The organism is Nonomuraea sp. NPDC050783, from assembly GCF_040802095.1.
GTDB lineage: Bacteria > Actinomycetota > Actinomycetes > Streptosporangiales > Streptosporangiaceae > Nonomuraea.
Genome location: NZ_JBFAHK010000001.1, coordinates 853705 through 875763 on the forward strand (window position 1 = coordinate 853705; position 22059 = coordinate 875763).

General features: G+C 71.6%; 19 protein-coding genes. 7 read left to right on the plus strand and 12 right to left on the minus strand.

All coding sequences use genetic code 11. From position 1 onward, the window contains the following. Positions 1 to 184 precede the first annotated feature (184 nt). Positions 185 to 1165: a hypothetical protein gene (locus tag AB0H75_RS03950; RefSeq protein ID WP_367789872.1), complete on the plus strand. Its 981-nt coding sequence runs from the start codon at positions 185 to 187 to the stop codon at positions 1163 to 1165. 98 nt (positions 1166 to 1263) lie between these two features. Here AB0H75_RS03950 and AB0H75_RS03955 read toward each other — a convergent pair whose 3' ends face one another. From AB0H75_RS03955 to AB0H75_RS03965, 3 genes are all read right to left on the minus strand, one after another. Further along, positions 1264 to 2859: an FAD-dependent monooxygenase gene (locus AB0H75_RS03955; protein ID WP_367789875.1), complete on the minus strand. Its 1596-nt coding sequence runs from the start codon at positions 2857 to 2859 to the stop codon at positions 1264 to 1266. Between the two features lie 72 nt (positions 2860 to 2931). Then, on the minus strand, positions 2932 to 4200 hold the full coding sequence (locus AB0H75_RS03960) for an MFS transporter (RefSeq protein ID WP_367789877.1): 1269 nt from the start codon (positions 4198 to 4200) through the stop codon (positions 2932 to 2934). A gap of 140 nt (positions 4201 to 4340) precedes the next feature. Continuing rightward, positions 4341 to 4820, minus strand: coding sequence for a GNAT family N-acetyltransferase (locus AB0H75_RS03965; protein WP_367789880.1), 480 nt, complete (start codon positions 4818 to 4820; stop codon positions 4341 to 4343). A gap of 224 nt (positions 4821 to 5044) precedes the next feature. On the opposite strand from AB0H75_RS03965, the gene AB0H75_RS03970 reads away from it, so the two are divergent. Beyond that, positions 5045 to 5563: a CGNR zinc finger domain-containing protein gene (locus AB0H75_RS03970; protein WP_367789883.1), complete on the plus strand. Its 519-nt coding sequence runs from the start codon at positions 5045 to 5047 to the stop codon at positions 5561 to 5563. Positions 5564 to 5717: 154 nt separating this feature from the next. On the opposite strand, the gene AB0H75_RS03975 is transcribed toward AB0H75_RS03970, so the two are convergent. From AB0H75_RS03975 to AB0H75_RS04005, 7 genes are all read right to left on the minus strand, one after another. Beyond that, a complete protein-coding gene (locus AB0H75_RS03975; protein ID WP_367789886.1) occupies positions 5718 to 6008 on the minus strand; it encodes an MTH1187 family thiamine-binding protein in 291 nt (96 codons plus the stop codon). A 171-nt stretch (positions 6009 to 6179) separates the two neighbouring features. Then, positions 6180 to 6509 (minus strand): hypothetical protein, encoded by a 330-nt coding sequence (locus AB0H75_RS03980; RefSeq protein WP_367789889.1) that lies wholly within the window; start codon positions 6507 to 6509, stop codon positions 6180 to 6182. 10 nt (positions 6510 to 6519) lie between these two features. Next, positions 6520 to 7197 carry a uracil-DNA glycosylase gene (locus tag AB0H75_RS03985; RefSeq protein ID WP_367789892.1) on the minus strand — a complete coding sequence of 226 codons (678 nt, stop codon included), beginning with the start codon at positions 7195 to 7197 and terminating at the stop codon, positions 6520 to 6522. A gap of 113 nt (positions 7198 to 7310) precedes the next feature. Then, positions 7311 to 8210, minus strand: coding sequence for a carbohydrate ABC transporter permease (locus AB0H75_RS03990; RefSeq protein WP_367789895.1), 900 nt, complete (start codon positions 8208 to 8210; stop codon positions 7311 to 7313). Next, positions 8207 to 9583 (minus strand): ABC transporter permease subunit, encoded by a 1377-nt coding sequence (locus AB0H75_RS03995; RefSeq protein WP_367789898.1) that lies wholly within the window; start codon positions 9581 to 9583, stop codon positions 8207 to 8209. Before AB0H75_RS03995 ends, AB0H75_RS03990 begins: the two co-directional genes overlap by 4 nt. Before the next feature lie 12 nt (positions 9584 to 9595). Then, positions 9596 to 10927, minus strand: coding sequence for an ABC transporter substrate-binding protein (locus tag AB0H75_RS04000; RefSeq protein ID WP_367789901.1), 1332 nt, complete (start codon positions 10925 to 10927; stop codon positions 9596 to 9598). A gap of 7 nt (positions 10928 to 10934) precedes the next feature. Further along, positions 10935 to 12185 (minus strand): ABC transporter substrate-binding protein, encoded by a 1251-nt coding sequence (locus tag AB0H75_RS04005; RefSeq protein ID WP_367789905.1) that lies wholly within the window; start codon positions 12183 to 12185, stop codon positions 10935 to 10937. 140 nt (positions 12186 to 12325) lie between these two features. Between AB0H75_RS04005 and AB0H75_RS04010 the strand changes: the two genes are divergently transcribed. From AB0H75_RS04010 to AB0H75_RS04020, 3 genes are read left to right on the plus strand one after another with little or no spacing between them, the layout of a single operon-like run. After that, a complete protein-coding gene (locus tag AB0H75_RS04010; RefSeq protein WP_367789908.1) occupies positions 12326 to 12832 on the plus strand; it encodes a PadR family transcriptional regulator in 507 nt (168 codons plus the stop codon). Next, complete coding sequence (locus AB0H75_RS04015) at positions 12829 to 13557, plus strand: ABC transporter ATP-binding protein (protein WP_367789911.1); 729 nt, start codon at positions 12829 to 12831, stop codon at positions 13555 to 13557. Before AB0H75_RS04010 ends, AB0H75_RS04015 begins: the two co-directional genes overlap by 4 nt. After that, on the plus strand, positions 13554 to 15821 hold the full coding sequence (locus AB0H75_RS04020; protein ID WP_367789914.1) for an FtsX-like permease family protein: 2268 nt from the start codon (positions 13554 to 13556) through the stop codon (positions 15819 to 15821). The genes AB0H75_RS04015 and AB0H75_RS04020 overlap by 4 nt, the downstream gene beginning before the upstream one ends. Here AB0H75_RS04020 and treS read toward each other — a convergent pair. Beyond that, complete coding sequence (treS, locus tag AB0H75_RS04025; RefSeq protein WP_367789917.1) at positions 15808 to 17523, minus strand: maltose alpha-D-glucosyltransferase; 1716 nt, start codon at positions 17521 to 17523, stop codon at positions 15808 to 15810. The two genes, AB0H75_RS04020 and treS, sit on opposite strands and share 14 nt — an antisense overlap. Positions 17524 to 17804: 281 nt before the next feature. Then, positions 17805 to 19439, minus strand: a complete 1635-nt coding sequence (locus AB0H75_RS04030; protein ID WP_367789921.1) for an asparagine synthetase B family protein — start codon at positions 19437 to 19439, stop codon at positions 17805 to 17807. 71 nt (positions 19440 to 19510) lie between these two features. Here AB0H75_RS04030 and AB0H75_RS04035 point away from each other — a divergent pair, with 71 nt between their 5' ends. Together AB0H75_RS04035 and AB0H75_RS04040 are read left to right on the plus strand one after the other, a co-directional pair. Next, complete coding sequence (locus AB0H75_RS04035) at positions 19511 to 21358, plus strand: hypothetical protein (RefSeq protein ID WP_367789924.1); 1848 nt, start codon at positions 19511 to 19513, stop codon at positions 21356 to 21358. A 31-nt stretch (positions 21359 to 21389) separates the two neighbouring features. After that, positions 21390 to 22013 (plus strand): anticodon-binding protein, encoded by a 624-nt coding sequence (locus AB0H75_RS04040; RefSeq protein WP_367789926.1) that lies wholly within the window; start codon positions 21390 to 21392, stop codon positions 22011 to 22013. Positions 22014 to 22059 lie beyond the last annotated feature (46 nt).

Here is a 22059-nt window from a genome sequence, read left to right on the forward strand (position 1 = left end):
AATGCCACAGGCGTGTGCCGCGTCCACCGGCCGTCACCGGCCGTGGGCTTTGTCCACAGGCGCGGGTGATCGTGTCGGCGTCATCCACAGAATCGCGTTCGCCGCCTCGGAGGCCGGCCTCCGTCCCCGATCCTGGGTGCCTCACTCGTACGACGGGATCCGACCACGATCACGGAGGCCACCCATGCAGATCATCCTCCCGTTGCCCCGCACGCTGACCTCACTGTTCGTCGTCGCGGCGGAGCGGCTGCCGTTCGAGCTCGGGTCGTTCCTGCCCTGGCGGCTGACGGGGCCGCACAGGAAGGCCGCGGTCGCCGCGCTCGGCAGCGGCCTGCTGGCCGCCACCCACCACGCCACCCTCTGGAAGCCGGTGGGGCCGGCGCTCGCCGAGGACGACCGGCGGCGCCTGCGACGCACGAAGGAGCACGTCGTCGTCACCGCCACGGCGCCTCCCGGCCGGTTGCCCGCCATCGCGCAGACCGCCCGCGCGGTCGCCAGGGCCCTGGCCCGCGCCTGCGACGGCGTCCTGATCGACCCCATGACCGGCGCCACCGTCGCGACCTGCGGGCGGTGCGCCGACGAGCCGCCCGGCTTCCACCTCGGCGACGACTGGCTGGGCTGGGACACCCGGGTCCACGACGGCGCCACCTGCCCGCCGTGGGACCCTGCCGGCACGGCCGCCTGCGACTGCCTGTGCGTGACCTCGCGCGGCCTGCGCCGCTTCGCGCTGCCCGAGATCACCCTCGACGGCGCCGCCTGCGCCCACGGCCTGTGCGCCACCAGCCTCCTGCGTGCCGTCGCCCAGCACCTGGTCGCCGACCAGCTCGCCCACCTCACGGCCCACCCGGAGGCCACCCATCGCCGGCTCGACGACTTCCTCCGCGTCCAGCCGGACGGCGGGGCGCCGTTCGGGGTCCGGCTGACGCCGTACGACGGCGACCTGGGCGAGCTCGGCCGCTCCGGCGGCGTCCGCCGGCTCAAGGTCGGCCCGGAGCCCGGCACCGGCCAGATCGCCTGCCTGAAGGTGGGCCCGCCCTCGGGCTTCACGGGCTCCCTCAACTCCTGGCTCTGCGCCATCCGCGGCGCCCACCACGCCACCCTGACCGCCGCCCTGGCCGCCACCGGCCCCCGTCCGCCGGCGCCCGTCCGCGCCCTGGCCGCCTGAGCCCCATGAAACGCCGAGCCTCCCGAGCCCACCGGTCGTCACCCCGCCCGGACAAGTGCCTCCATCACGCGCCCGCGCCGCCGGGTCCCGGCCCGGGGTCAGCGGCTGAGGACGCGGCGCAGGGCGTCCTCCAGGGTGGCCACCGGGTCGGCGACGGCGTCCCGGCTGCGCCAGGCCACGTAGCCGTCCGGCCTGACCAGCACGGCGCCGCCCCCGCTGACGCCATACTTCTCCAGCCAGCAGCCCTCCACGTCCATCAGCTCCTCGCCGACCAGCAGGCGGGTGAGCTGCACCCCGAGCCGCTCCTTCACCAGGCGGCCGGCGTCCATCCAGGGCTGGCCGCCCTGCTTGTCGGCCATGAGCACGAACCCCGAGCCGAACAGGTCGATCGTGGAGACGCGCCGGCCCTCCCAGTCCAGCACCACGTGCGGGGCGCGGCTGCCGGGGCGGCCGACCGGCACGCGGGCGTTCTCCAGGATGGAGCCGTCGTCGCCGGGCTCCTCCAGGATCGCCGTCGAGTGGTAGCGGTGGCCGATCAGGGCGCTGACCGGGTCTTCCAGGGGCTCCGGATAGCCGACGCGGGCCTCCGGTGGCATGCGGACGCCGAGGTTGGCGAGCTGGGCGTCGGCGGTCATGGCGCCGATCGGGCGGCGTTCGGCGTCGTAGGTGTCCAGGAAGTCCGGCCCGGCCTGGCCGGTGAGCACGAGCCACAGGCGCCAGGCGAGGTCGCAGCCGTCCTGGAGGGCGGTGCTGCCGCCCTGCCCGCCGGTGGGCGGCATGGTGTGGGCCGCGTCCCCGGCGAAGAAGACCCGGCCGGCACGGTAGGTGTCGGCCAGCACGTGGGCCATCGCGAACGTCGTGCGATCCAGGATCCGCACGTCGAGATCGGGGCGGTCGGCCGCCACCCGGACGAGCTCGGCGCAGCGCTCGTCGGTGAAGTCGGCCTCGGTCTGGCCCTCGGCCAGGTTGACGCCGAGGACATGGGCGCCGACGCCGGTGCCGGTGACGATGACGCCGGTGAAGACCTCGTTCTGGAGATACCAGAGGGTGACCTCGTGCTCGTGGATCAGGTCGCCCAGGTCGGCGTCGAACATGATGGAGCACATCCGGCCCAGCTCGCCCTTGCCGGAGGTGGGCACGCCGAGGGAGCGGCGCAGGGGGCTGCGGTAGCCGTCGGCGGCCACCACGTAGTCGGCGCGGACGAGATGATCCTTGTCGTCGGCGCGAAGGCGGGCGGTCACGCCGTCGTCGTCCTGGTCGAGGGCGACGAGCTCGGTGGAGAAGCGCAGGTCGGCGCCCAGCTCCTCGGCGAAGCGCCGCAGCACGCGCTCGACCTCGGCCTGAGGGGCGCCGATGCCGACGGCCGGGGTCACGTCGCGCAGGAAGGCCAGGTCCTCGTCCTGGCTGGTCATGATCATGTGGGGCTCGGGGTCGGCCAGGTTCTTGGCGATCGCTATGCGCATGTCGTCGCCGGTGCCGGCCCAGATGTCGGTGAGGGCTTCCTCCAGCCCCGGTACGGGGCGCAGCAGCTCGACGGCGCGTGGGCCGACGCCGTACGCCTTGGGCTGGACGGACGTGCCCGGATGCCGTTCGACCAGCATGACCGGGATCTCGCGCCAGGCGAGGAGTGCCGCCGCGCTCAGCCCCGCATATCCTCCGCCGACCACCAGGACCGGCACTCGCTCGGGCTCCATCGTTTCCACCTCCGAAGACGCGTACTATCGCGTTTGTATCGAGCGACACGATATGTCGCGTCGGAGAAGTGGTCAAGACATATCGCGAAATGGAGGGCGAGCGGGCCGGCGAGCGGTGAGCACCAGCGCCGTGGCGGCCATCAGTCCGAGCAGGCCCCAGGCCGTGGCGAAACCGCCGGTCAGATCCGTGACCAGGCCGAGGGCGGGCGGGGCCAGCACGATGGCGACCTGGTTGACGGCCATGGCCGAGCCGAGGGCGAACCCCGTCCTGCCCGGGGGCGCCGACTCGGCCAGGTACGCCACCCACGGGCCGTACCAGCCGATCCCGAAGAACCCGAGCCAGAGGAACAACAGGCAGGCCACCACCGGCGAGCGCCCGGCCGGGGTCATCAACGCCACGGCCCCGGCGGTCACGGCGGCCAGGCAGGCCAGGACGCAGGCGTAGCGCCCGAACCGGCTGCGGTCGCTCCAGGCGGCCAGGCAGACCCGCCCGGCGGCACCCGCGCCCTGGACGGCCATGAAGACGAGGGCGGCCGCCCCCGCCCCCACGGACGCCGCCCCGTGCAGGTGGAGCACGGTCAGGACCCCGATACCGCTGTGCACCGAGACCAGCACCATGCCGGACACCAGGATCTTCACCATGACCGGCTCACGAAGCAGCCCCCACCGACCCCGCACCACCTCCGCGCGGCCGTGGAGGCGGCGGGCGGCGGGCTGGTTCCCGTGCGGGGCACGGGCGGTGGGCTGGTTCCCGTGCGGGGTACGGGCGGTGGGCCGGCTTCCGGAAGCGCCAGGTGGCGGGAGCGGCGGGCGGCGGCAGAAGGACATGAAGGCGACAGCACCCAGGAACGCGACGAGCGCTCCTGCCGCCAGCGTCGCCCGCCAGCCGGCGACCTCGGCGAGTGCGGGAAGCGCGGCGGCGGCCAGCACGCCGCCCAGCGGAAGCCCGGCCTGGCGGACGCCCATCGCCAGGCCCCGCTGGGACGCCCCGAACCAGGACGCCACCGACTTGCTGCCCCCGGGCTGGATGGTGCTGTAGCCCGCCCCGACGACCAGCAGGACCAGCAGCAGGGCCGGGTAACCGGGAGCCTGGCTGCCCACGCCCAGGCTCGCGGCCACCACCAGGGCCCCCGCCCCGACCACCCAGCGCTCGTCGTAACGATCCAGCAACTCCCCGGCCACCAGCAACCCGACCAGCGGGACGAGCTGGGCGGCCGAGAGCAGGAGACCGAGCTGTGCGGCGCTCACACCCAGCTCCTGCCGCAGCTGAACGCCCATCGCCCCGATGCCCTGCACGAAGAAGCCGGCGGCGGCCTGGGTGAAGGTAGCAGCACCGAGCACAACCCACCGATACCGCAGAGGGCGACCACCCGCCCCCGCCCCCGCCCCCGGTCCGGGTTCCGCCCCCGGCCTTGGGCCCGATCCCGGCCCTGGGTACGGTCCTGAGTCTGCTGGGTGGTCGCTGGCGTGTTCGGTGCCCGTCACGGGCGCCAGCACAGCGCCGGGTCGGGATGGTCGAAGAAGCCGAGCTCCCGGTAGAGCGGCTCGCCCTCGCGGGAGGCGTGCAGGTCCACGCGGGCGGCGTCGTGCTCCCTGAACCAGTCGAGCAGGCTGCACATGATGGCCCGGCTGTGGCCGCGCCGCCGGTACGCCGGGTCGGTGACCATGCCGATCACGTGCCCGATCCGCCCGTTGTGCGAATGCGGGCCGGGGAACCACTGCTCGATGGTGCCGATGCCACAGGCGGCGAGGCCGGAGTCGCCGTCCACCACGAGGATCCGGGTGTCCTCCGCCGCCAGTTTCCCGGCCAGAACGGTGGCGAGGGCGTCCCGCCAGGTCCCGTTCGCGGAGGAGGGGTTGAAGAAGTCGCCGCCGAGATCCTCGAACAACAACGCGCGCAACCGGACGAGTTCCGCGATGTCATCCGACGTCGCCCGCCGCACCCGGACCTCCCACTGCACTTGGGTCTCCCGCTGCGCCCGGGGCTCCTGCCGCGCTTCGGCCTCCTGCTGAGTGCTGGGAGCCCGCTGCGCCCGAGGCTCCTGCTGCGCCGTGGGCTCCCGCTGCGTCCGGGGCTCCTGCTGCGTTCCAGGACTCTGCCGCGCACCAGGGTCCTGTTCTGCTCTGGGGCTCTGTTCTGCTCCAGGGTGAGGTGTCATGCGGATCAGGATGCTGTAATGGTCTTATGCACCTCAACCCTTACGGCGAGGATGCCGTCAAGCTGGCCGCCGATCTGGCCAACCACCGCCCGGCCACCCCCGGTGAGCTGACGGACCGCTGCCGCGCCGCCGGTCTCGTCCTGGAACGCCCGGTCACGCCGCAGGACCTGGACCGGGTCATGACCCTGCTGGACGAATGGGAGAAGGTGGTGGACGCCCCGGACGAGCACGAGCGCGCCGAGCTGGTCAACCGCATGCTGGCGGAGTCGGCCGCCTACCCGCGGATGACCGACCACGCCGGCGGCTGGCATCTGCACTACCGTGACGACGGGCAGCCGCTCGGTGCGGTGCTGTTCGCGCTGGTCTCCGTGGGTACAGCGCTGCACCTGGTGGGCCGGGGGATGCACCGGCTGCGGCGGTGCGCCGTCACCGAGTGCGCCACGATCTTCGCCGACACCTCCCGCACCGGCCGGCAGCGCTACTGCTCCCAGCGCTGCGCCAACCGGGACGCGGTGCGCCGCCACCGCGCCGGCCGCCTCCGATGACTGCCCCCCCGGATGGCTCCCCCTTGGGCGGCTCCCTCTGGGAACTGCCCCCAGTGGCGGCGTCCCAGTGGCGGTCTCCGGTGGTGGCTCCTTGAGTGGCCGCCCTCAGGTGGTCGCGCTCGGTGGCCCGTACCCGTGACCCCGTTCGGAGGGGTCAGGACAGGTGGCGTTCCAGGGACTCGATCTTGGTGGTCATTCCGTTCGTCACCCCGTCACGCAGGTCGGCCTTGAGTACCAGGCTCACCCGGGGTGCGACCTCGGCCACCGCGTCCACGGCCCGCTTGATCACGTCCATGACCTCGTCCCACTCGCCCTCGACGGTGGTGAACATGGCGTCCGTGCGGTTGGGCAGCCCGCTGTCGCGGACCACCTTGACGGCGCGGGCCACGGGTTCGGCGACGCCCTCGCCGACGCCCAGCGGGGTGATGGAGAATGCGACGATCATGGTGTGCCCCCTGCGACTCGTGAGCGGATCCCGTGGTGAGCGGATCCCGGCAACGGTCCCGATCCTAGTCAGGCCGGCAAAAGCCGCGGACCACGCGAAAAGCCACGACGTCGCCGAACGTCGTGGCCGCCGCTCATCCTCCGCGGAGCGCGGTCACGCTCACATCCACGCTCACACGTGGTCGTGGTCGTGCTCTTCGTCCTCCTCCTCGCTGGGCCCCTCCGACGGCTCCACGCCGAGCACGGCCTCGCGCGGCTCGATCTCGGTGATGTGGTCGACCAGCGCCAGCACGTGGTCGGGCTCGATCAGCCACTGCAGCGCCGAGGCACCGGTGTCGTCGGCGTTGACCAGCTCGGCCTGCTCGGTGCGCTCCTCGTCGGTGAGGTCGGCGTCCGGGTGGCGGATCTCGGCCAGCGCCGCGGCCTGAAGGGCGTTCATGTCGAGCACCTCCACGGTCAGCTCGACCGTCAGGCGGAGGTACTTCGGTTCTTCATCAGTCATGGCGACGACTCTAGGGCAGCTTCCACTCCACAGGGGTCGCGCCTTGCCTGACCAGCAGCTCGTTCGCGCGGCTGAAGGGCCGGGAGCCGAAGAAGCCGCTGCGTGCCGACAGCGGGGAGGGGTGGGCGGACTCGATGCGCGGCACGTCGCCGAGCATCGGGGCCAGGTTGCGGGCGTCGCGGCCCCACAGGATGGCGACCAGCGGCTTGTCGCGGGCCACCAGGGCGCGGATGGCCTGCTCGGTGACCTGCTCCCAGCCCTTGCCGCGGTGCGAGGCGGGCTTGCCCGGCATGACCGTGAGGACCCTGTTGAGCAGCAGCACGCCCTGCTCGGCCCAGGGGGTGAGATCGCCGTTGGACGGCCGCGGCAGGCCGAGGTCGGTCTCCATCTCCTTGTAGATGTTGACCAGGCTGCCCGGCAGTGGCCGCACGTCGGGGGCCACCGAGAACGACAGCCCGACCGGGTGGCCGGGCGTCGGGTACGGGTCCTGGCCGACGATGAGCACCTTGACGGCGTCGAAGGGCTGGTTGAACGCGCGCAGCACGTTGGGCCCGGCGGGGAGGTATTGCCTGCCTTCGGCGATCTCCTTGCGCAGGAACTCGCCCATCAGGGTGATCTGCTCGGCGACGGGCTCGAGCGCAGCAGCCCATCCGGCTTCGACGACTTCGTGTAGTGGACGACCGGCCATGGCCGTTGAGCTTATCCAGGTCTGGTGCGGCTCGCGGCCGGAACGCCCATCGCCACCGTACCAAGATGATCACGAGCGGGTGCCCGCCCCCGTGGCGGGCGCCCGCTCGGTGGTCACTTGACGGAGCCGGACATCATGCCCTGGACGAAGTACCGCTGGAACGCGAAGAACAGGATCAGCGGGATGATCAGCGACAGGAACGCACCGGACGAGAGAATGTCCATGTTCGAACCGAACTGCCGCATCTGCGACTGCAGGTACTTGGTCATCGGCTGGTTGTCGGTGTTGGCGAAGACCAGCGCGATGAGCATGTCGTTCCACACCCACAGGAACTGGAAGATGCCCAGCGAGGCGATGGCGGGCTTGCCCAGCGGGAACACCACGGACGCGAAGATCTTCCACTCCGGGGCGCCGTCCATGCGCGCCGCCTCCAGCAGCGAGGAGGGGATGCCGACGAAGAAGTTGCGCAGCAGGAAGATCGCGAACGGCAGGCCGAACGCCACGTGGAACAGCACCACGCCCGGGATCGAGCCGAAGATCCCGGCGTTGCCGTAGAGCACGGCGATGGGGATCAGCGCGATCTGGATGGGCACGATGAGCAGCCCGACCACGACGAGGAAGGCCGTGTCCCGCCCGGGGAACTCCATCCAGGCGAAGGCGTAGGCCGCCATGGCGGCGATGCCGATCACCAGGATCGTGGTCGGCACCGTGATGAGCACGGTGTTCCAGAAGGAGGCCGAGAAGCCGCCGCTCAGCAGGTTCTTGTAGCTGGTGATGGTCAGCTCGGCGGGCTTGGTGAAGACCGTCCACCAGCCCTCGGCGCTGTTGACCTGGTTGGTCCGCAGCGAGACCACCAGCAGGCCCAGCGTCGGCACCAGCCAGAACAGGCCCAGGATCACCATGATGACCTGGACGGCCCCGCTGCCCAGGCGATCGACGATCTTGCTCGCGAGGCCCCTGCGCGGCGCGCCGGCCTCCAGTCCGGACGGGGCGGTCGCGGTGGCGGTCGTCATGCGTTCTCCCTCCTGAACCGGCGAATGTTCATGATCATGAAGGGAAGGACCAGAATCAGCAGGAAGATGGCCAGCGCGCTGCCGAGCCCCTGGTTGTTGCCGCCGCCGAACGACACGCGCCACATCTCCAGCGCGACCACGTTCGCCTGCGGCTGGACCGAGGACGGCGCGATGATGAACACCAGGTCGAACACCTTCAGCGTATTGATGATCATCGTCACGAAGACGACGAGCAGCACCGGCGACAGCAGCGGCACGGTGATCCTGCGGAACACCTGCCACTCCGTGGCGCCGTCGATGCGGGCGGCCTCCAGCGCGTCGCGCGGGATGGCCGCGAGGCCCGCGGCGATCAGGACCATGGCGAACCCGGCCCACACCCACACGAAGGCGCCGATGATGGCCGGGGTGATCAGCGTCTCCCCGAGCCAGTTCAGGCCGTTGTAGGCGGCCTGGAAGTTCGACTGCGGCAGCCGCACCGTGTAGGAGCCGGCGGGCAGGCCGTCGAAGCGGAACGAGCCGTCCTCGGCGGTCGTGGCCGTCCCGACGACCTCGTTGCCGCGCACGGCCTCGACGGCCATGCCGGGCAGGCCCTTCTCGGTGCCGTCCACCTGGCCGCTGGTGCCGCCGCCACCGGCCGTGAAGTCGAACCACACGACGCCGGAGACGTCGTTGCCGGCGGCCGGCGCCTTGGCGGTCGTGGCCTCGGCCGGCAGGGCCGCGGGCTTGACGCCGACGATCGGGATCAGCACCGGCTGGCCCACCTGCACGGGCTGCTTGGTGACGACCGCGCCGTTCTGCGTGGCGACCTGCGACTGGTCGCCCTCGCGCGGCCGGGCGCCCGGGTAACCCTGGGAGGAGGAGAACGTGTCGTGCACCGTGGTGATCACGGCGTTGGCCAGGCCCTTGTCGGGGCTCTGCTCGTACACCAGGCGGAAGATCACGCCGGCGGCCATCAGCGAGACCGCCATCGGCATGAACACGATCAGCTTGAACGCCGTCGCCCACTTGATGCGCTCGGTCAGCACCGCGAAGATCAGGCCCAGCGTGGTGACGACGATCGGAGCGACGACGACCCAGATGAGGTTGTTGCGGATCGTCGTCAGCATGCTCGCATCGGTGAAGATCGAGACGTAGTTGCCCAGGCCGACGAATCCGCTGCCGTTCGCGTCGAACAGGCTACGGATGATCGAGTAGACGATCGGGTAGATCACCCAGATCCCCAGCAGCAGCGCCGCCGGGAGGAGGAAGGCGATCGCGACCGCCGGCGAGGGGCCGAGGCGTCGTCGCGTGCGGGGGGTTTCAGCCGGTCCGATGGCGGCTCCGCCCGCGACCTGCGCGGGCGGAACCTTCGGGCCGTCCAACCGTTCGGTCACGGCCTTACCTCTTTACTTCCAGGCCTTCTTGGCCTCGGCCTCGAGCGCCTGCTGGGCGCCCTTGATGTCGGTGGGCTTGCGCACGAAGTCCTGCAGGACCTTCCACTCGCCCTTGCCGTCCGTGCCGCCGAAGGCGCTCGGCGCCAGGTCGGACATGTCGTAGCGGACGGACTCACCGGCCGAGACGATCGTCTGGCCGAGCTGGCGGGTCAGCTCGTCGGGGTAGTTGTCGGGGGAGACGTTCTTGTTGGGCGACAGGTAGCCGGGGAGCTTGGCCCAGACCTCGCCACCCTCCTTGGAGGCCAGGAACTGCAGCAGCGCCTGGGCGCCGGGGGAGTCCTTCATGGCCACCGCGACGTCGCCGCCGAGGATGACCGGAGCGGTGTCACCGGCCTTGGGGAAGGGGAAGTACTTGGCGTCCTCGCCGACCTTGGCGCCGGAGTTGACCGCCTCGACGGCCACGAAGTCCGCCTCGATGACCATGGCCCCCTTCTTGTTGCTGAAGACCTTGCTCACGCAGGTGGGGAAGTCGGTCTGCATGGTGCCGGAGGTGCCGTCGACCAGGAAGTCCTGCTTGCCGACGATCTGCGCGATCTTCTCCAGCGCGGTCGCCACGCTCGGGTCGGTCCACGGGATCTCGTGCTTGGAGAGTTTGTCGTAGTTCTCCGGGCCCGCGGTGGACAGGTAGACGTTCTCGAACAGGTCGGTCAGGGTCCAGCCGGAGGCGCCGCAGAGCGAGAACGGGGCCGTGCCGGAGTCGGCGATCGTCTGGGAGTTCTTGACCAGCTCGTCCCAGGTGGTGGCGGGCTGCACGCCGGCGTCCTCGAATGCCTGCGAGCGGTACCACACCAGCGACTTGTGGGCCGCCTTGATGAGCACGCCGTAGACCTTGCCGTCGGCGGAGCCCAGCTCCTTCCAGTACGGCGTGTAGTTGGCGTCGATCTCCTTGATGACGTCGTCGCTCAGCGGCTTGAGCGCGTCCTGCTCGGCGTACTGCTGCACCAGACCCGGCTGCGGCAGGATGGCCACGTCCGGCGGGTTCTTGCCCTGGATGCGCGGGCCGAGGTAGGCGCCGGTGTCCTCGCCGGTGGAGGCGTAGGTGACCTGGGCGCCGGTCTTGTCGGTGAACGCCTTGAGCACCTGCTCGAAGTTCTTCTGCTCCGCGCCGGTCCACTTGGCGGCCACTTCGAGCTTGACGCCCTCAAGGGGCTTGGCGCCGCCGCCGGCGCTCGCCGGGGCGGACCCCGAGGCGGAGGGCTCCGTCGTGGTCGGCGCGTTGCCGCCACAGGCGGCTACGGCTATCGCGAGCCCGGCCAGGACGGCTGCTGCTCTGGCTGTGCGCATGGTTGCCTCACTGGGTTCTGATGATCTCGTCGAGTTCGGACTTCATGGAGACCGCGGCGTCGGCCGCGGACTCGGGGGTGGGGGTGCCGAGGGCCTTGGCGACCGAGCTCGCGATCACCAGGCTCAGCTGGTTGTAGTTGGCGCTGACCGGACGTGCCTTGGCGGCGAGGATGCTCTCCTTGAGCACCGGCAGGTACGGGAAGCGCTCGATCAGGTCGGGGTCGTCGTAGAGCTCGGTCCACACCGGCGGGAAGGACCCCTCGGTGAGGACGCGGCGCTCGTTCTCCAGGCTCGTGAAGTACCGGATGAACTCCTGGGCGGTCTGCTGGTGCCGGGAGAAGGCGCTGACGGCGAGGTTGGCCCCGCCGAGCGTGCTGGAGCCGGGCCCGTTCAGCCCCGGCAGCCTGGTCACCGCCACCTTGTCGCCCAGCTTGGCCCTGGCCGGGCCGTAGGCGTGCGGCCAGTTGCGGGCGAAGGCCAGCCGGCCCTCCTGGAAGGCCAGGCGCGACTCCTCCTCCTTGTAGCTCAGGGACTCCGTGGGGATCCAGCCCTCCCGCAGGCCCTGGAGCAGGAAGCCGAGCGCGGTCTCCGCCTTGGCCGGGTCGAGGGTGACCTCCGTCCCGTCCCGGTTGAGGATCTGCCCGCCGGCCGACTGCAGGGCCTCGGAGAAGTTGACGGTCAGCCCCTCGTAGGCGAGGAACTGGCCCGCGTAGCCATCGATGTCATGCTTTTTCGTGATCTCTCGTGCCTGGTCGCGCAGCTCGGCCCACGTCCGGGGCGGCTTCTTGACCAGGTCGGCGCGGTAGTAGAGCAGCCCCGCGTTGCTGGTGTACGGGACCGCCCACAACTTGTTCTTGTAGACGGCCGTCTCCACGACGGGCGGCAGGAACCTGTCGAGCGGGAAGAGCCCGCGCTCCAGGGGGATGATCCAGCCGTTCTCCGCGAACTCGGCCGTCCACACCACGTCGAGCCCGAGCACGTCGTAGCGGTTGCTCTGGGCCTGGAGGTTGGCCACCATCTGAGCGCGTTGCTCGTCGGCGGCCTCGGGCAGCTCCAGCAGCGTCACCTTCTCGGCCGGGTGGGCCTGGTTCCAGCGGTCCAGCAGGGGTTGCAGGTACGCCGTGGTGTCGCGTCCGGTGGCGAAGGTGATCGGGCCTGTTCCGCCCGTCCCCGTCTCGCCGCCGCCCTCGTCGCCCGCCGCGCCGCAACCGGCCACCGCCAGGAGGGCGGCCAGCAGAAGCGGGAGCGGGCGCAGCACTTGTTTCCTCCGTGTTCAACGGGGTTACATACGTGTTAGGTAGATGCATTCATGTTATGCACACCTGTAATCTGAAGGTCAATGGATAGCTACGTAACGCGTTCGTAACGCGCGTGCGGCCGACGGCGGGGAGGTGAGGCGTGCGGCTTCACCTGCTGGCGCTTCTGGCGAAGGAGCCGGCTCACGGCTACGAGCTGAAACAGGCGCTGGAGCAGACCTTCGGCAGCGCCTACCCCTCCCCGAACATCGGGCAGATATACGTCACCCTGGGCAGGCTGGAGAAGGACGGTCTGGTCCGGGCCGTGGACGTCGAGCAGTCCAACCGGCCCAACAAGAAGGTCTACTACCTGACCGCCAAGGGCCGCGAGCTGCTCACCGTCTGGGTGGACGAGCCCACCGAGGGCCCCCGCGTGCGCGACGAGTTCTTCATGAAGCTCGTGCTGGCTCCGCTCACCGGCATCGCCGACCGCATGGCGCTGATCAGCCGGCAGCGCCGTCACTATCTGGGGCTCATGAGCGACCTCAACGACCTGCTGTCCCGTACTCCGCCGACCGACCGGGTGGCCATCCTCCTCATCGAAGGGGCCATGCTCCACCTCCAGGCGGATCTTGACTGGCTGGAGCGTTGCCAGGAGGATCTGGCATGACCTCCGTGGTGAAAACGGTCAATCTGGTCAAAATCTACCAGGATGGAGCCGTGCCCGTACCCGCCGTGCGCGGCGTGGACCTGCAGGTCGAGCCGGGTGAGTTCGTGGCCGTCATGGGCCCGTCGGGGTCCGGCAAGTCCACGCTCGTCCACATGCTCGGCGGGCTCGACACCCGCACCAGCGGCGAGATCTGGCTCGACGGCAAGCGCGTGGACACGCTCTCCGAGAGCGCCTGGGCGCTGCTGCGGCGCAAGCGCATCGGCTTCGTCTTCCAGTTCTTCAACCTGGTCGCCAACATGACCGTCGGCGACAACGTCGAGCTGCCCGCGCTGCTGGCCGGGGCCTCGCCCAAGGTCGCCCGCGAGCGGCGCGAGAGCCTGCTGGCCGCGCTCAACCTCACCGACCGCGCCGAGGCCGCGCCCGCCCAGCTGTCCGGCGGCGAGCAGCAGCGCGTCGCCCTGGCCAGGGCGCTGGCCAACCAGCCCAGCCTGCTGCTGGCCGACGAGCCCACCGGCAACCTCGACAGCCGCAACACCCGCGACGTGTTGCGCCTGCTCGGCAAGGTGCACAAGGAGGGCCAGACCATCGTCATGGTCACGCACGACGCCCGCGTGGCGAGCCTCGCCGACCGGGTGGTCTCGCTGTTCGACGGCGAGATCGTGGACGACGGCCGCATCGCCCGCCGCCGCACCGGCACCGCGGGAGAGGTCATCGACCTCAGATGAGCACCACGCGCGCCGGGAGCCGGTGGATCAGGGCCGACCTGCGGGCCAGGAAGGCCCAGGCGGTGCTCACCGTGCTGGCCGTGGCGGGGATCGTGGCCGCGCTGATCACCGCGGCCACCCTCCTGGAGGAGGGCACCAACCCCTGGCGGAGCCTGTCCGCCCAGACCGACGGCGCCCACGTCTGGCTCTACACCGACGACAGCCCCGACGTGTCGCTGTCCGGCATCGACGGCGTGTCCCAGGTCGCCGGCCCCTATCGCTCGGTGCCCGTCACCGTGGCGCAGGACGGCAAGAAGGAGCCCGCGGCGCTGCGCGCCATGCCCGCCACCCCGCCGAAGGTGGCGCATCCGGTCGTGGCCGAGGGCCGCTGGCTGGACCCGGCCCAGCCCGACGGGGTCGTGGTCGAGCGCTCCTTCGCCCGGACGCTGCGGCTGCGGGTCGGCGCGCCGTTCACGATCATCGCGCTGAGCGGCGGGCGGCACACCTTGTACGTGCGCGGCATCGCCGACACCGCCGAGCAGGGCTTCTACCCGCAGTGGACGCCCGGCCTGGCCTACGTGCTGCCCGTCATGCTCGACCGGATCGAGCCCATGCTGGGCCGCAGCGAGTGGGTGACCGGGCTGCGCCTGGCCGACCCCGACGCCACCCAGGTCGTCTCGCAGCGCGTGGTCGTCATGCTGGAGGACAAGCTCCAGCGGGTCTACACCTGGCGCGAGGTCAGGGCCGCGATGGAGCTGGACAACCGGCTGCTGGGCACGCTGCTGGGGCTGTTCGGCGTGGTCGGGCTGGTGGCCGCCGCGCTCGCGCTGGCCAACGCGGCCGGCGGCCGGGTGCTCACCCAGCTCCGCGACCTGGCCACGCTCAAGTCCCTGGGCTTCACCCGGGGCCAGGTGGCGCTGCTGCTCCTGGTCGAGCACGGCGCGCTCGGCCTGCTCGGCGTCGCGGCCGGCGCGGTCGCCGGCTGGGGCGTGATGGCCCTGATGCTGGGTGGGACGTCCGTCGCCCCCGGGCCGGTGCTGGCCATCGTCGGGGGCACGGCGCTCGTGGTGCTCGCCGCCGTGGGGCTGCCCGCCTGGCGCGGCGGCCGCACGCCGCCCATCCCGGACGCGCCCACGGCGCCCCCGCGCGGGCGGCTGTCCAGGCTGGCGCGGCTGGCCCTGCTGGTACGCCTGCCGCCCGCGCTGGTGCTCGGCACCCGCGACGCCTTCACCCGGCGGATGCCGGCGTTCCTGACCGCGTTCGGGCTGGCCGTGCCGATGATGATGATCACCATCGGGCTGGGCGTGTGGGCCACCCTGGACGACTTCGCCGACCACCCCGAGCAGGTGGGCCAGCACGCCTCCCTGTACGTCCGCCCGGGCAAGCTGGAGCCCGCCGAGGCCCGGCGCATCGCCGAGCGCGACCCCGACGTGGCCGCGGTCTACCCGGGCACCGAGGTCAACGCCCTGGCGCCGGGCGAGGCCCGCTCGGTGCGGGTGCGGGCCATCGGCGCCTCGGCGCGGCCGTACCCGTTCCCGGTGGTCGAGGGGCGCACATACGGCAGGCCCGGCGAGGCCGTGGCCGGTCAGGGCCTGCTCGACCTGCTGGGCGTGCGGATCGGCGACCGGGTGCGGCTCACCGTGGGCGGCACGCCGCTGATCGTGCGCGTCGTCGGCCGCACCATCGAGCCCGACCTGGACGGCGAGGTGCTGTCGGTCGGGCTGGACAGCCTGGCGGCCAAGGACTCGGTGCCGCCGGAGTTCTACGCGCTGGCCCTCAAGCCGGGCGCGGACACCGGCGAGGTGCGCGGCAGGCTGCTGGCCGAGTCGGCCGAGAGCCTGGACGTGCAGGCCGCGGTCAACCCGGCCGACCGGCTGTCGATCATCCGGGTGATCATCGTGGCGCTGATCGCCGTGCTGGCCCTGCTCGGCCTGGCCAACCTGCTCACCGCCAGCGCCCTGGGCCTGCGCGACCACGCCTTCGACCTGGCCGTGCTCAAGGCCATGGGGCTGACGCCGCGCCAGGTGACGGCCACGCTCGTCACCGGCACGGGCCTGCTGGTCGTGCTCGGGGTCGGCGTGGGCGCGGCGGCGGGCATGTCGGTGGTGACCAGCCTCATCGACCTCCAGGGCCACACCAGCGGGGTGGGGGCGGGCATCGGCCGCGCCCCCACGGCCCTGACGCTGACGGTCGCCGTGACGGGCGTCGTGGGCACGGCCCTCGCGGTCGCGCTCATCCCTGCGCGCCGCGCGGCCCGTGCCCAGGTGCCGGTCACCTCTCGCTGACGACCTCGGCCGACTCCCGGCGGGCGGCCGCGCCGCGCTTCAGCGAGAACCAGTAGAAGCCGTGGCCGGGCAGCGTCAGCAGGTAGGGCAGCTCGCCGACCGGCGGGAACTGCACCCCGCCGCGCGCCTCGACCGGGGTCATCCCCTCGAACCTGCGCAGGTCCAGCTCCACCGGCTGCGGGTACTTCGACAGGTTGTTGACGCACAACATCACGTCGTCGCCGTCCTCGCGGACGAACGTGAGCACCGCCGGGTTGGACGACCACATCTCCGTGTACGCGCCCACGCCGAACACCGGGTGCTTGCGGCGGATCTGCAGCATCTTGCGGGTGAAGTGCAGCAGGGAGCTCTCGTGGCGCTGCTGGGCCTCCACGTTGACCGCCTGGTAGCCGTAGATCGGGTCCATGACGGCGGGCAGGTAGAGGCGGCCGGGGTCGGCCGTGGAGAAGCCGGCGTTGCGGTCGGGGCTCCACTGCATCGGCGTGCGCACCGCGTCGCGGTCCTCCAGCCAGATGTTGTCGCCCATGCCGATCTCGTCGCCGTAGTAGATGACCGGCGAGCCCGGCAGCGACAGCAGCAGGGCCGTGAACAGCTCGATGCGGTCGCGGTCGTTGTCCAGCAGCGGCGCCAGGCGGCGGCGGATGCCCAGGTAGGCGCGCATGCGCGGGTCCTTGGCGTACTCCTTGTGCATGTAGTCGCGCTCTTCCTCGGTCACCGTCTCAAGCGTGAGCTCGTCGTGGTTGCGCAGGAAGATGCCCCACTGGGCGTGCTCGGGCAGCTTGGGGGTGCGCGACATGATCTCGGAGATCGGCTCGCGGGTCTCCTTCTTCACCGCCATGTAGATGCGCGGCATCAGCGGGAAGTGGAAGGCCATGTGGCACTCGTCGCCGCCGGTGGTGGGGTCGCCGAAGTACTCCACGACGTCCTCGGGCCAGCCGTTGGCCTCGGCCAGCAGCACCCGGTCGGGATAGAGGCGGTCGACCTCGGCGCGGATGCGCTTGAGGTACTGGTGGGTCTCCGGCAGCCCGGCGCAGGCGGTGCCCTCCCGCTCGAACAGGTAGGGGACCGCGTCCAGGCGGAAGCCGTCGATGCCGAGGTCCAGCCAGAACCGCAGCACCTCCAGCATGGCCTCCTGCACCGCCGGGTTGTCGTAGTTGAGGTCCGGCTGGTGGTGGAAGAAGCGGTGCCAGTAGTACTGCTTGCGCACCGGGTCGTAGGTCCAGTTGGACTCCTCGGCGCCGATGAAGATGATCGGCGCGTCGGAGTAGCCGGTGGGCTCGTCGGACCACACGTAGAAGTCGCCGTAGGGGCCCTCGGGGTCGTGCCGGGAGGCCTGGAACCACGGGTGCTTGTCGCTGGTGTGGTTCATCACCAGGTCGGTGATGATCCGCAGGCCGCGCTCGTGGGCGGCCTCGATGAGCTGCACGAAGTCCCCGAGATCCCCGAAATCTGGGAGGATCTTCATGTAGTCGGAGATGTCGTAGCCGCCGTCACGCAGCGGCGACTCGTACAACGGCAGGAGCCACAGGCAGTCCACGCCGAGCCATTCGAGATAGCCGAGCTTCTCGATGAGCCCGCGGAGGTCGCCGGTGCCGTCGCCGTTGGAGTCCTTGAACCCCCGGACGAGAACCTCGTAGAACACCGCCCGCTTGTACCAGGCTGGATCCTCCGAGACGAACGCCTCGGAGATCGGCTCCGGCATTGGGGATGCGTTGATCATATGTCGCTCACAGGAAGAGATGTGGGCAGGACGAAGTCACCGGTTGCCCCGGCGTTCTTGATTGGTGACCGCGCCGCCTGGAGTCGTCATCCCTGCGAACTCCATGCCCTCGAACGAGATCGGATTTGTGATCCGCTGCCCGTTTGTTGCGGCGCTTACGGGCCGAACACTACCAGCCCGGTGGCTTTCCGGAACCCGCTTCTGCTGTGCAGCCTTTAATACCCGCGAGATCCGAATGTAATCACCCTGTTACCCAGGGTTTATCAGAAGGGTGTGGCCAGGTCGCTCAGGTCGTTCTCGAAGTCGCCCAACCAGAGTCCGAAGAGTACCAATCCACGCACCCAGAAACGGTCGTTCCAGCCGTTGAACCTGGTCAGCGCGTCCGGACCACCCGCCACCACCTCGTGCAGCTCCTCCGAGAGCAGGCCCGGCACCCGGTTCACCACCCGCTCCAGCATGCTGTGCGCATAATTTCGGGCAGGCGCCGCGGTGGACCGCAGCGGCACCCGCTGGAGCGGTTGCTTGACGACGTTCGTCGAGGGCAGCGCCGCCACCCGCGGGTTGGCCGCGTGCAGCACCTCGCGGTAGAAGCGCCCCTTGTCCTTGCGGGCCACCCCGACCGACAGCGCCGCGTCGAAGAAGTCCGGATGGATGAACGGCGCGGCGAACGACGCCTCCGGGCCCACCAGGTTGACCGCCGAGCGCGCGATGCCCCGCACCGTCCTGGTGTGCAGCACCGACAGCGGCAGCTCGGCCCGGTGGCCGTGGAGCATGGAGGTGGCCGCCGCGAACTGCTCGCGCACGGTCTGCTCCATCCACTCCGCCGCCGCCGCGGACAGGAACGGCCGCGAGGGCGCGCCCAGCGACAACGACCCCAGCACCGCCGCCGACCGCTCGGCCTGCGTCCGCGCCTCCAGCGCGGCCCCGCTGACCATGAAGTTCTTCAGCAGCGGCCCGCCGGCCAGGCCGTCCACCAGGATCCGGCCCGCGCCGTGCACCTCCCTGGCGAAGGGCGCGTACCAGGCGTGGTGCGGCGTCAGGTACTCCAGCCTGCGGGCCACCTCGGCGGCGTCCGCCGGGTAGTCGGCGGCGTCCTGGGTGATCACCCGGTGCGGGATGCCCAGCTCCCTGGTGATCGCCCTGGCGAAGGCGATGTCGGTGTCGGTGCCGTCGTCGGGGCTGGTGGTCCAGGACTCGACGTCCGCGCCGCGCGCCTTGGCCACGCCGGCCAGCAGGCGCGAGTCGTAGCCGCCGCTGACCGGCACGAGCAGCTTGCGGCCGTCGTACTCGGCGTAGACCTGGTGCAGCAGCTCGACGATGTCGGCGGGGCTGACCCACGCCTCGTACGGCTCGGTGCGCAGCCAGCGCGGCAGCCGCCGCTCGACGCCCGCCCGGCCGTGCCGCCACACCAGCGCGCTCGACCCCGGCAGCCGCTTGACCTCGGTGTACGGCGTCGCCTCGCCCAGCGGGAAGGTCACCTGGAGTATCGAGGCCCAGGCCGCCCAGTCGATGGCGATCGGCACCAGGCTCAGCAGCGGCTGGATCAGCGAGGAGAAGTAGACCGCCTCGCCCTGGCGCACGTAGTAGAGGTCCACCAGTCCGAGCGCGCCCGTGTGCAGCGTCACCCGCTCGCCGTCGCCGATCAGGCCCGGCGTCTCGTACGTCTCGGCGACCGCCATCCAGTCGTCGGCGGCCCGCGGGCGGCGCTCGCCCCAGGCGAACGCGTAGGACTCGGCCTCGCGGTGGTAGGGCGGCAGCGGCGAGGAGCTGAACAGCGCCGCCTCGGACGTCTGCAGGGCCGGGCGCACCCGGGGGCCCGCCGCGGTCAGCTTGCCCAGGATCGCGGTGTCGATCCGGCCGAGAGCGCCACAGACGTAGGGCCGCACGTTGAACTGCACCGGATGTCATCCCTTCGAGCCGCTTTCCGGAAAAGAGTATCCTTTGCCGGGCTGAGGGAGCGGAGGTCCATTTGTCTACGGAGCTTGAGAGCACGCGTCGAGCCCTGCGCGATGCCGTGGCGCAGGCCGAGCGCGCGGCCGAGCTGGCCAGACTGCTGGACGCCGCGCAGGCGAAGCTGGCCGAGGCCGAGCGCAGCGTCGAGGAGGCCAGGAGCCTGGCCGAGCGGCTGAGCGAGGCCGAGGCCGCGCTGGAGGCCGAGCGGGCCGCCGCCGACAAGCTGCGCAAGGAGCTGGCCGAGCAGCGTTTCCAGGCCGAGGTGGCCAACTGGAAGCTGTCGTCCATCAAGGTCGCCCGCTGGAGCCGCCTCGGCGACGCGATCAGGACCGGCAAGAGCAACCCGGTCCGGCTGGCCAAGGGCCTGCGGGGCGCCGCCAAGCCGGTCAAGCGGCCCGTCGCGCCCAAGCGCAAGCCGATCGCCGTCTCCGTCAAGGCCAAGGAGGAGCGCCCGGGGGCCGCCTTCCAGGCCACCACCTCCACGCGCACCCTCGAAGGCACCTCGTTCAGGCTCAAGCCCTTCCGGGTGCCGACCGGGCCCAACACCCGCCCGCACCTCACCGCCGCGGTGATCGCCGACCCGCACGCCGAGGCGCTGCTGCGCTACGAGTGGCGCCAGACCACCGGCTTCACCCCCCGCGACTTCGCCCGGGTGCTGCCGCTGGAGGTGCCCCACCTGCTCGTGGTCGAGTCGGTCACGCAGGGCCCCTGGGCCGAGGAGGTCACCGGCGAGCCGGGCGAGGGCATCAGGGCGCTGCTGGCCTGGTGCGCCGAGCGCGGCATCCGCACGGTGTTCTGGCACACCAAGGGCGACGTCAACGCCTACGCCGCCACCGCCCAGCTCTTCGACCACCGCTTCACCAACGACCTGTCGGTGCCCTGGCCGCGGCTGCAGTTCGGCGTCCAGCCGCGCGTCCACAACCCGCTGCCGCTGGCCGGAGGCCGCATCGACCGGGTGCTCACGCTCGACCAGCTCCTGCCCGGCCACCTGGCCTACCCCGACGTGCTGACCTCCTACCGGTGGCCGGCCGCCGCCGACTGCCCGCCGGGCACGCCCCAGTGGCGGCTGGCCGAGATCGCCGCCTGCGGCACGCCCATCGGCACCGAGCCCGACTCGCGGCGGGCGCACGTGGCGCTGCGCAGGGCGTACCAGATGGGGACGATGACCGAGCGCGTGGACGAGATGTTGGAGACGATCGGGCTGCCCAGCGCCCGCGCCACGCTGGAGACCTCCGTGCTGCTGCCGATCACCGACCCCTCCCTGACGGAGCACGGGCTCGCCCAGGTCGCCAGGCAGAGCGGCGTGGCCCAGGTGATCATCATCGGCCCGCCCGAGGCCGAGCTGCGCGCCCGCGACGTGCTGCCGGACGTGGAGGTGATCCACCGCCGCCCGCAGCCCTCGATGACCGCGGGCGCGATGCTCAACGCCGGTCTCGACCTGTGCGAGGCCGACCTGGTCGCGGTCATGGACGCGCGCGACGTCTACGGCCCCCACTACCTGTCCGACCTGCGGCGGGCGTTCCTGTTCTGCACCGCCGACATCGTCGGCAAGGCCGCCTACTACGTCCACCTGCGCAAGCCCCAGGCCACGCTGCTCAAGCAGCCCGGGGCCGAGTACGCCTACCTGCCGGAGATCTCCGGCGCCACGCTGCTGGGCCGCAGGAACGCCCTGCGCGAGATCGGCTTCGCCGACCTCAGCGACGACTGGGACGAGGTCATGATGCGGCAGTGCCGCACGGACGGGATCAAGGTGTTCTCCGCCGACCGCTTCGGCTACGTCCGGGTCCGCGACGAGGACCGCTGGCTCCTGGGCGCCGCCCAGCTCGTCGAGTACGGCTCCGCCGAGCCGCACGCGCTCATCTGAGCGGCCGCCGGGAGCGCGTAGGGTCGGCGGCGTGACGCTGCGGGAGCTGGCCGGGGTGCTGGGGGAGCCGCCCGCGCCGGAGGGGACGTGGGAGCGGGAGGCCCTGCTCGTGTCGGCGGCGGCGCTCAGGCGGCGGCTGCGGCCGGAGGCGCTGGCCGCGCGGGTGCGGGAGGTGCCGGGCGTCACGCGGGTCGCGGTGCGCGCGACCGGCCTGCTGGAGGTGGCGGTGCGCGTGCCGGGGGAGCTGCTGGAGTCGTTCGAGGTGCCGGAGATCCCCGTCCCCGGCTGGCCGGACTTCCCCCGCACCTGGGACAACCCGGGGTTCGTGGTGCGCTACGGGCACGTGCGCGCGCGGGCCGTGGCCCGGTGGGCGCGGCAGCTCGGCGTGCCGGAGGAGGGGTTCGAGGCGGCGGCCCTGGACGGCCCCTGGGACCGGAGGGTGCTGCGGGTGCTGGCCGAGCTGCCCGGGCGGGCGGCCGGCCGGGCGCCCGGGTGGGAGGCTTACCTGGTGAGGCTCGCCCTGGCCTATCACGACGCGCACGAGCACGCGCCCGCCGTGCCCCGGGGGGACGAGCCGGCGCGGGCGGTGCACACGGCGCGGGTGCGGCTCGCGGCGGCGGTGGGGGAGGTGCTGGCGGGCCCGGAGCGGTTGTGAGCGGTGGGAAAATATCCCGCTAAACAGTGAAAAATCGTAAAAATAT

What these genes read in the sequence shown, in the direction of transcription:
- AB0H75_RS03950 (WP_367789872.1), top strand. Translation starts at nt 185, where the DNA reads ATGCAGATCATCCTCCCGTTGCCCCGCACGCTGACCTCACTGTTCGTC.
- AB0H75_RS03955 (WP_367789875.1), bottom strand. Translation starts at nt 2,859, where the DNA reads ATGGAGCCCGAGCGAGTGCCGGTCCTGGTGGTCGGCGGAGGATATGCG.
- AB0H75_RS03970 (WP_367789883.1), top strand. Translation starts at nt 5,045, where the DNA reads ATGCACCTCAACCCTTACGGCGAGGATGCCGTCAAGCTGGCCGCCGAT.
- AB0H75_RS03975 (WP_367789886.1), bottom strand. Translation starts at nt 6,008, where the DNA reads ATGATCGTCGCATTCTCCATCACCCCGCTGGGCGTCGGCGAGGGCGTC.
- AB0H75_RS03980 (WP_367789889.1), bottom strand. Translation starts at nt 6,509, where the DNA reads ATGACTGATGAAGAACCGAAGTACCTCCGCCTGACGGTCGAGCTGACC.
- AB0H75_RS03985 (WP_367789892.1), bottom strand. Translation starts at nt 7,197, where the DNA reads ATGGCCGGTCGTCCACTACACGAAGTCGTCGAAGCCGGATGGGCTGCT.
- AB0H75_RS03990 (WP_367789895.1), bottom strand. Translation starts at nt 8,210, where the DNA reads ATGACGACCGCCACCGCGACCGCCCCGTCCGGACTGGAGGCCGGCGCG.
- AB0H75_RS04000 (WP_367789901.1), bottom strand. Translation starts at nt 10,927, where the DNA reads ATGCGCACAGCCAGAGCAGCAGCCGTCCTGGCCGGGCTCGCGATAGCC.
- AB0H75_RS04015 (WP_367789911.1), top strand. Translation starts at nt 12,829, where the DNA reads ATGACCTCCGTGGTGAAAACGGTCAATCTGGTCAAAATCTACCAGGAT.
- AB0H75_RS04020 (WP_367789914.1), top strand. Translation starts at nt 13,554, where the DNA reads ATGAGCACCACGCGCGCCGGGAGCCGGTGGATCAGGGCCGACCTGCGG.
- treS (WP_367789917.1), bottom strand. Translation starts at nt 17,523, where the DNA reads ATGCCGGAGCCGATCTCCGAGGCGTTCGTCTCGGAGGATCCAGCCTGG.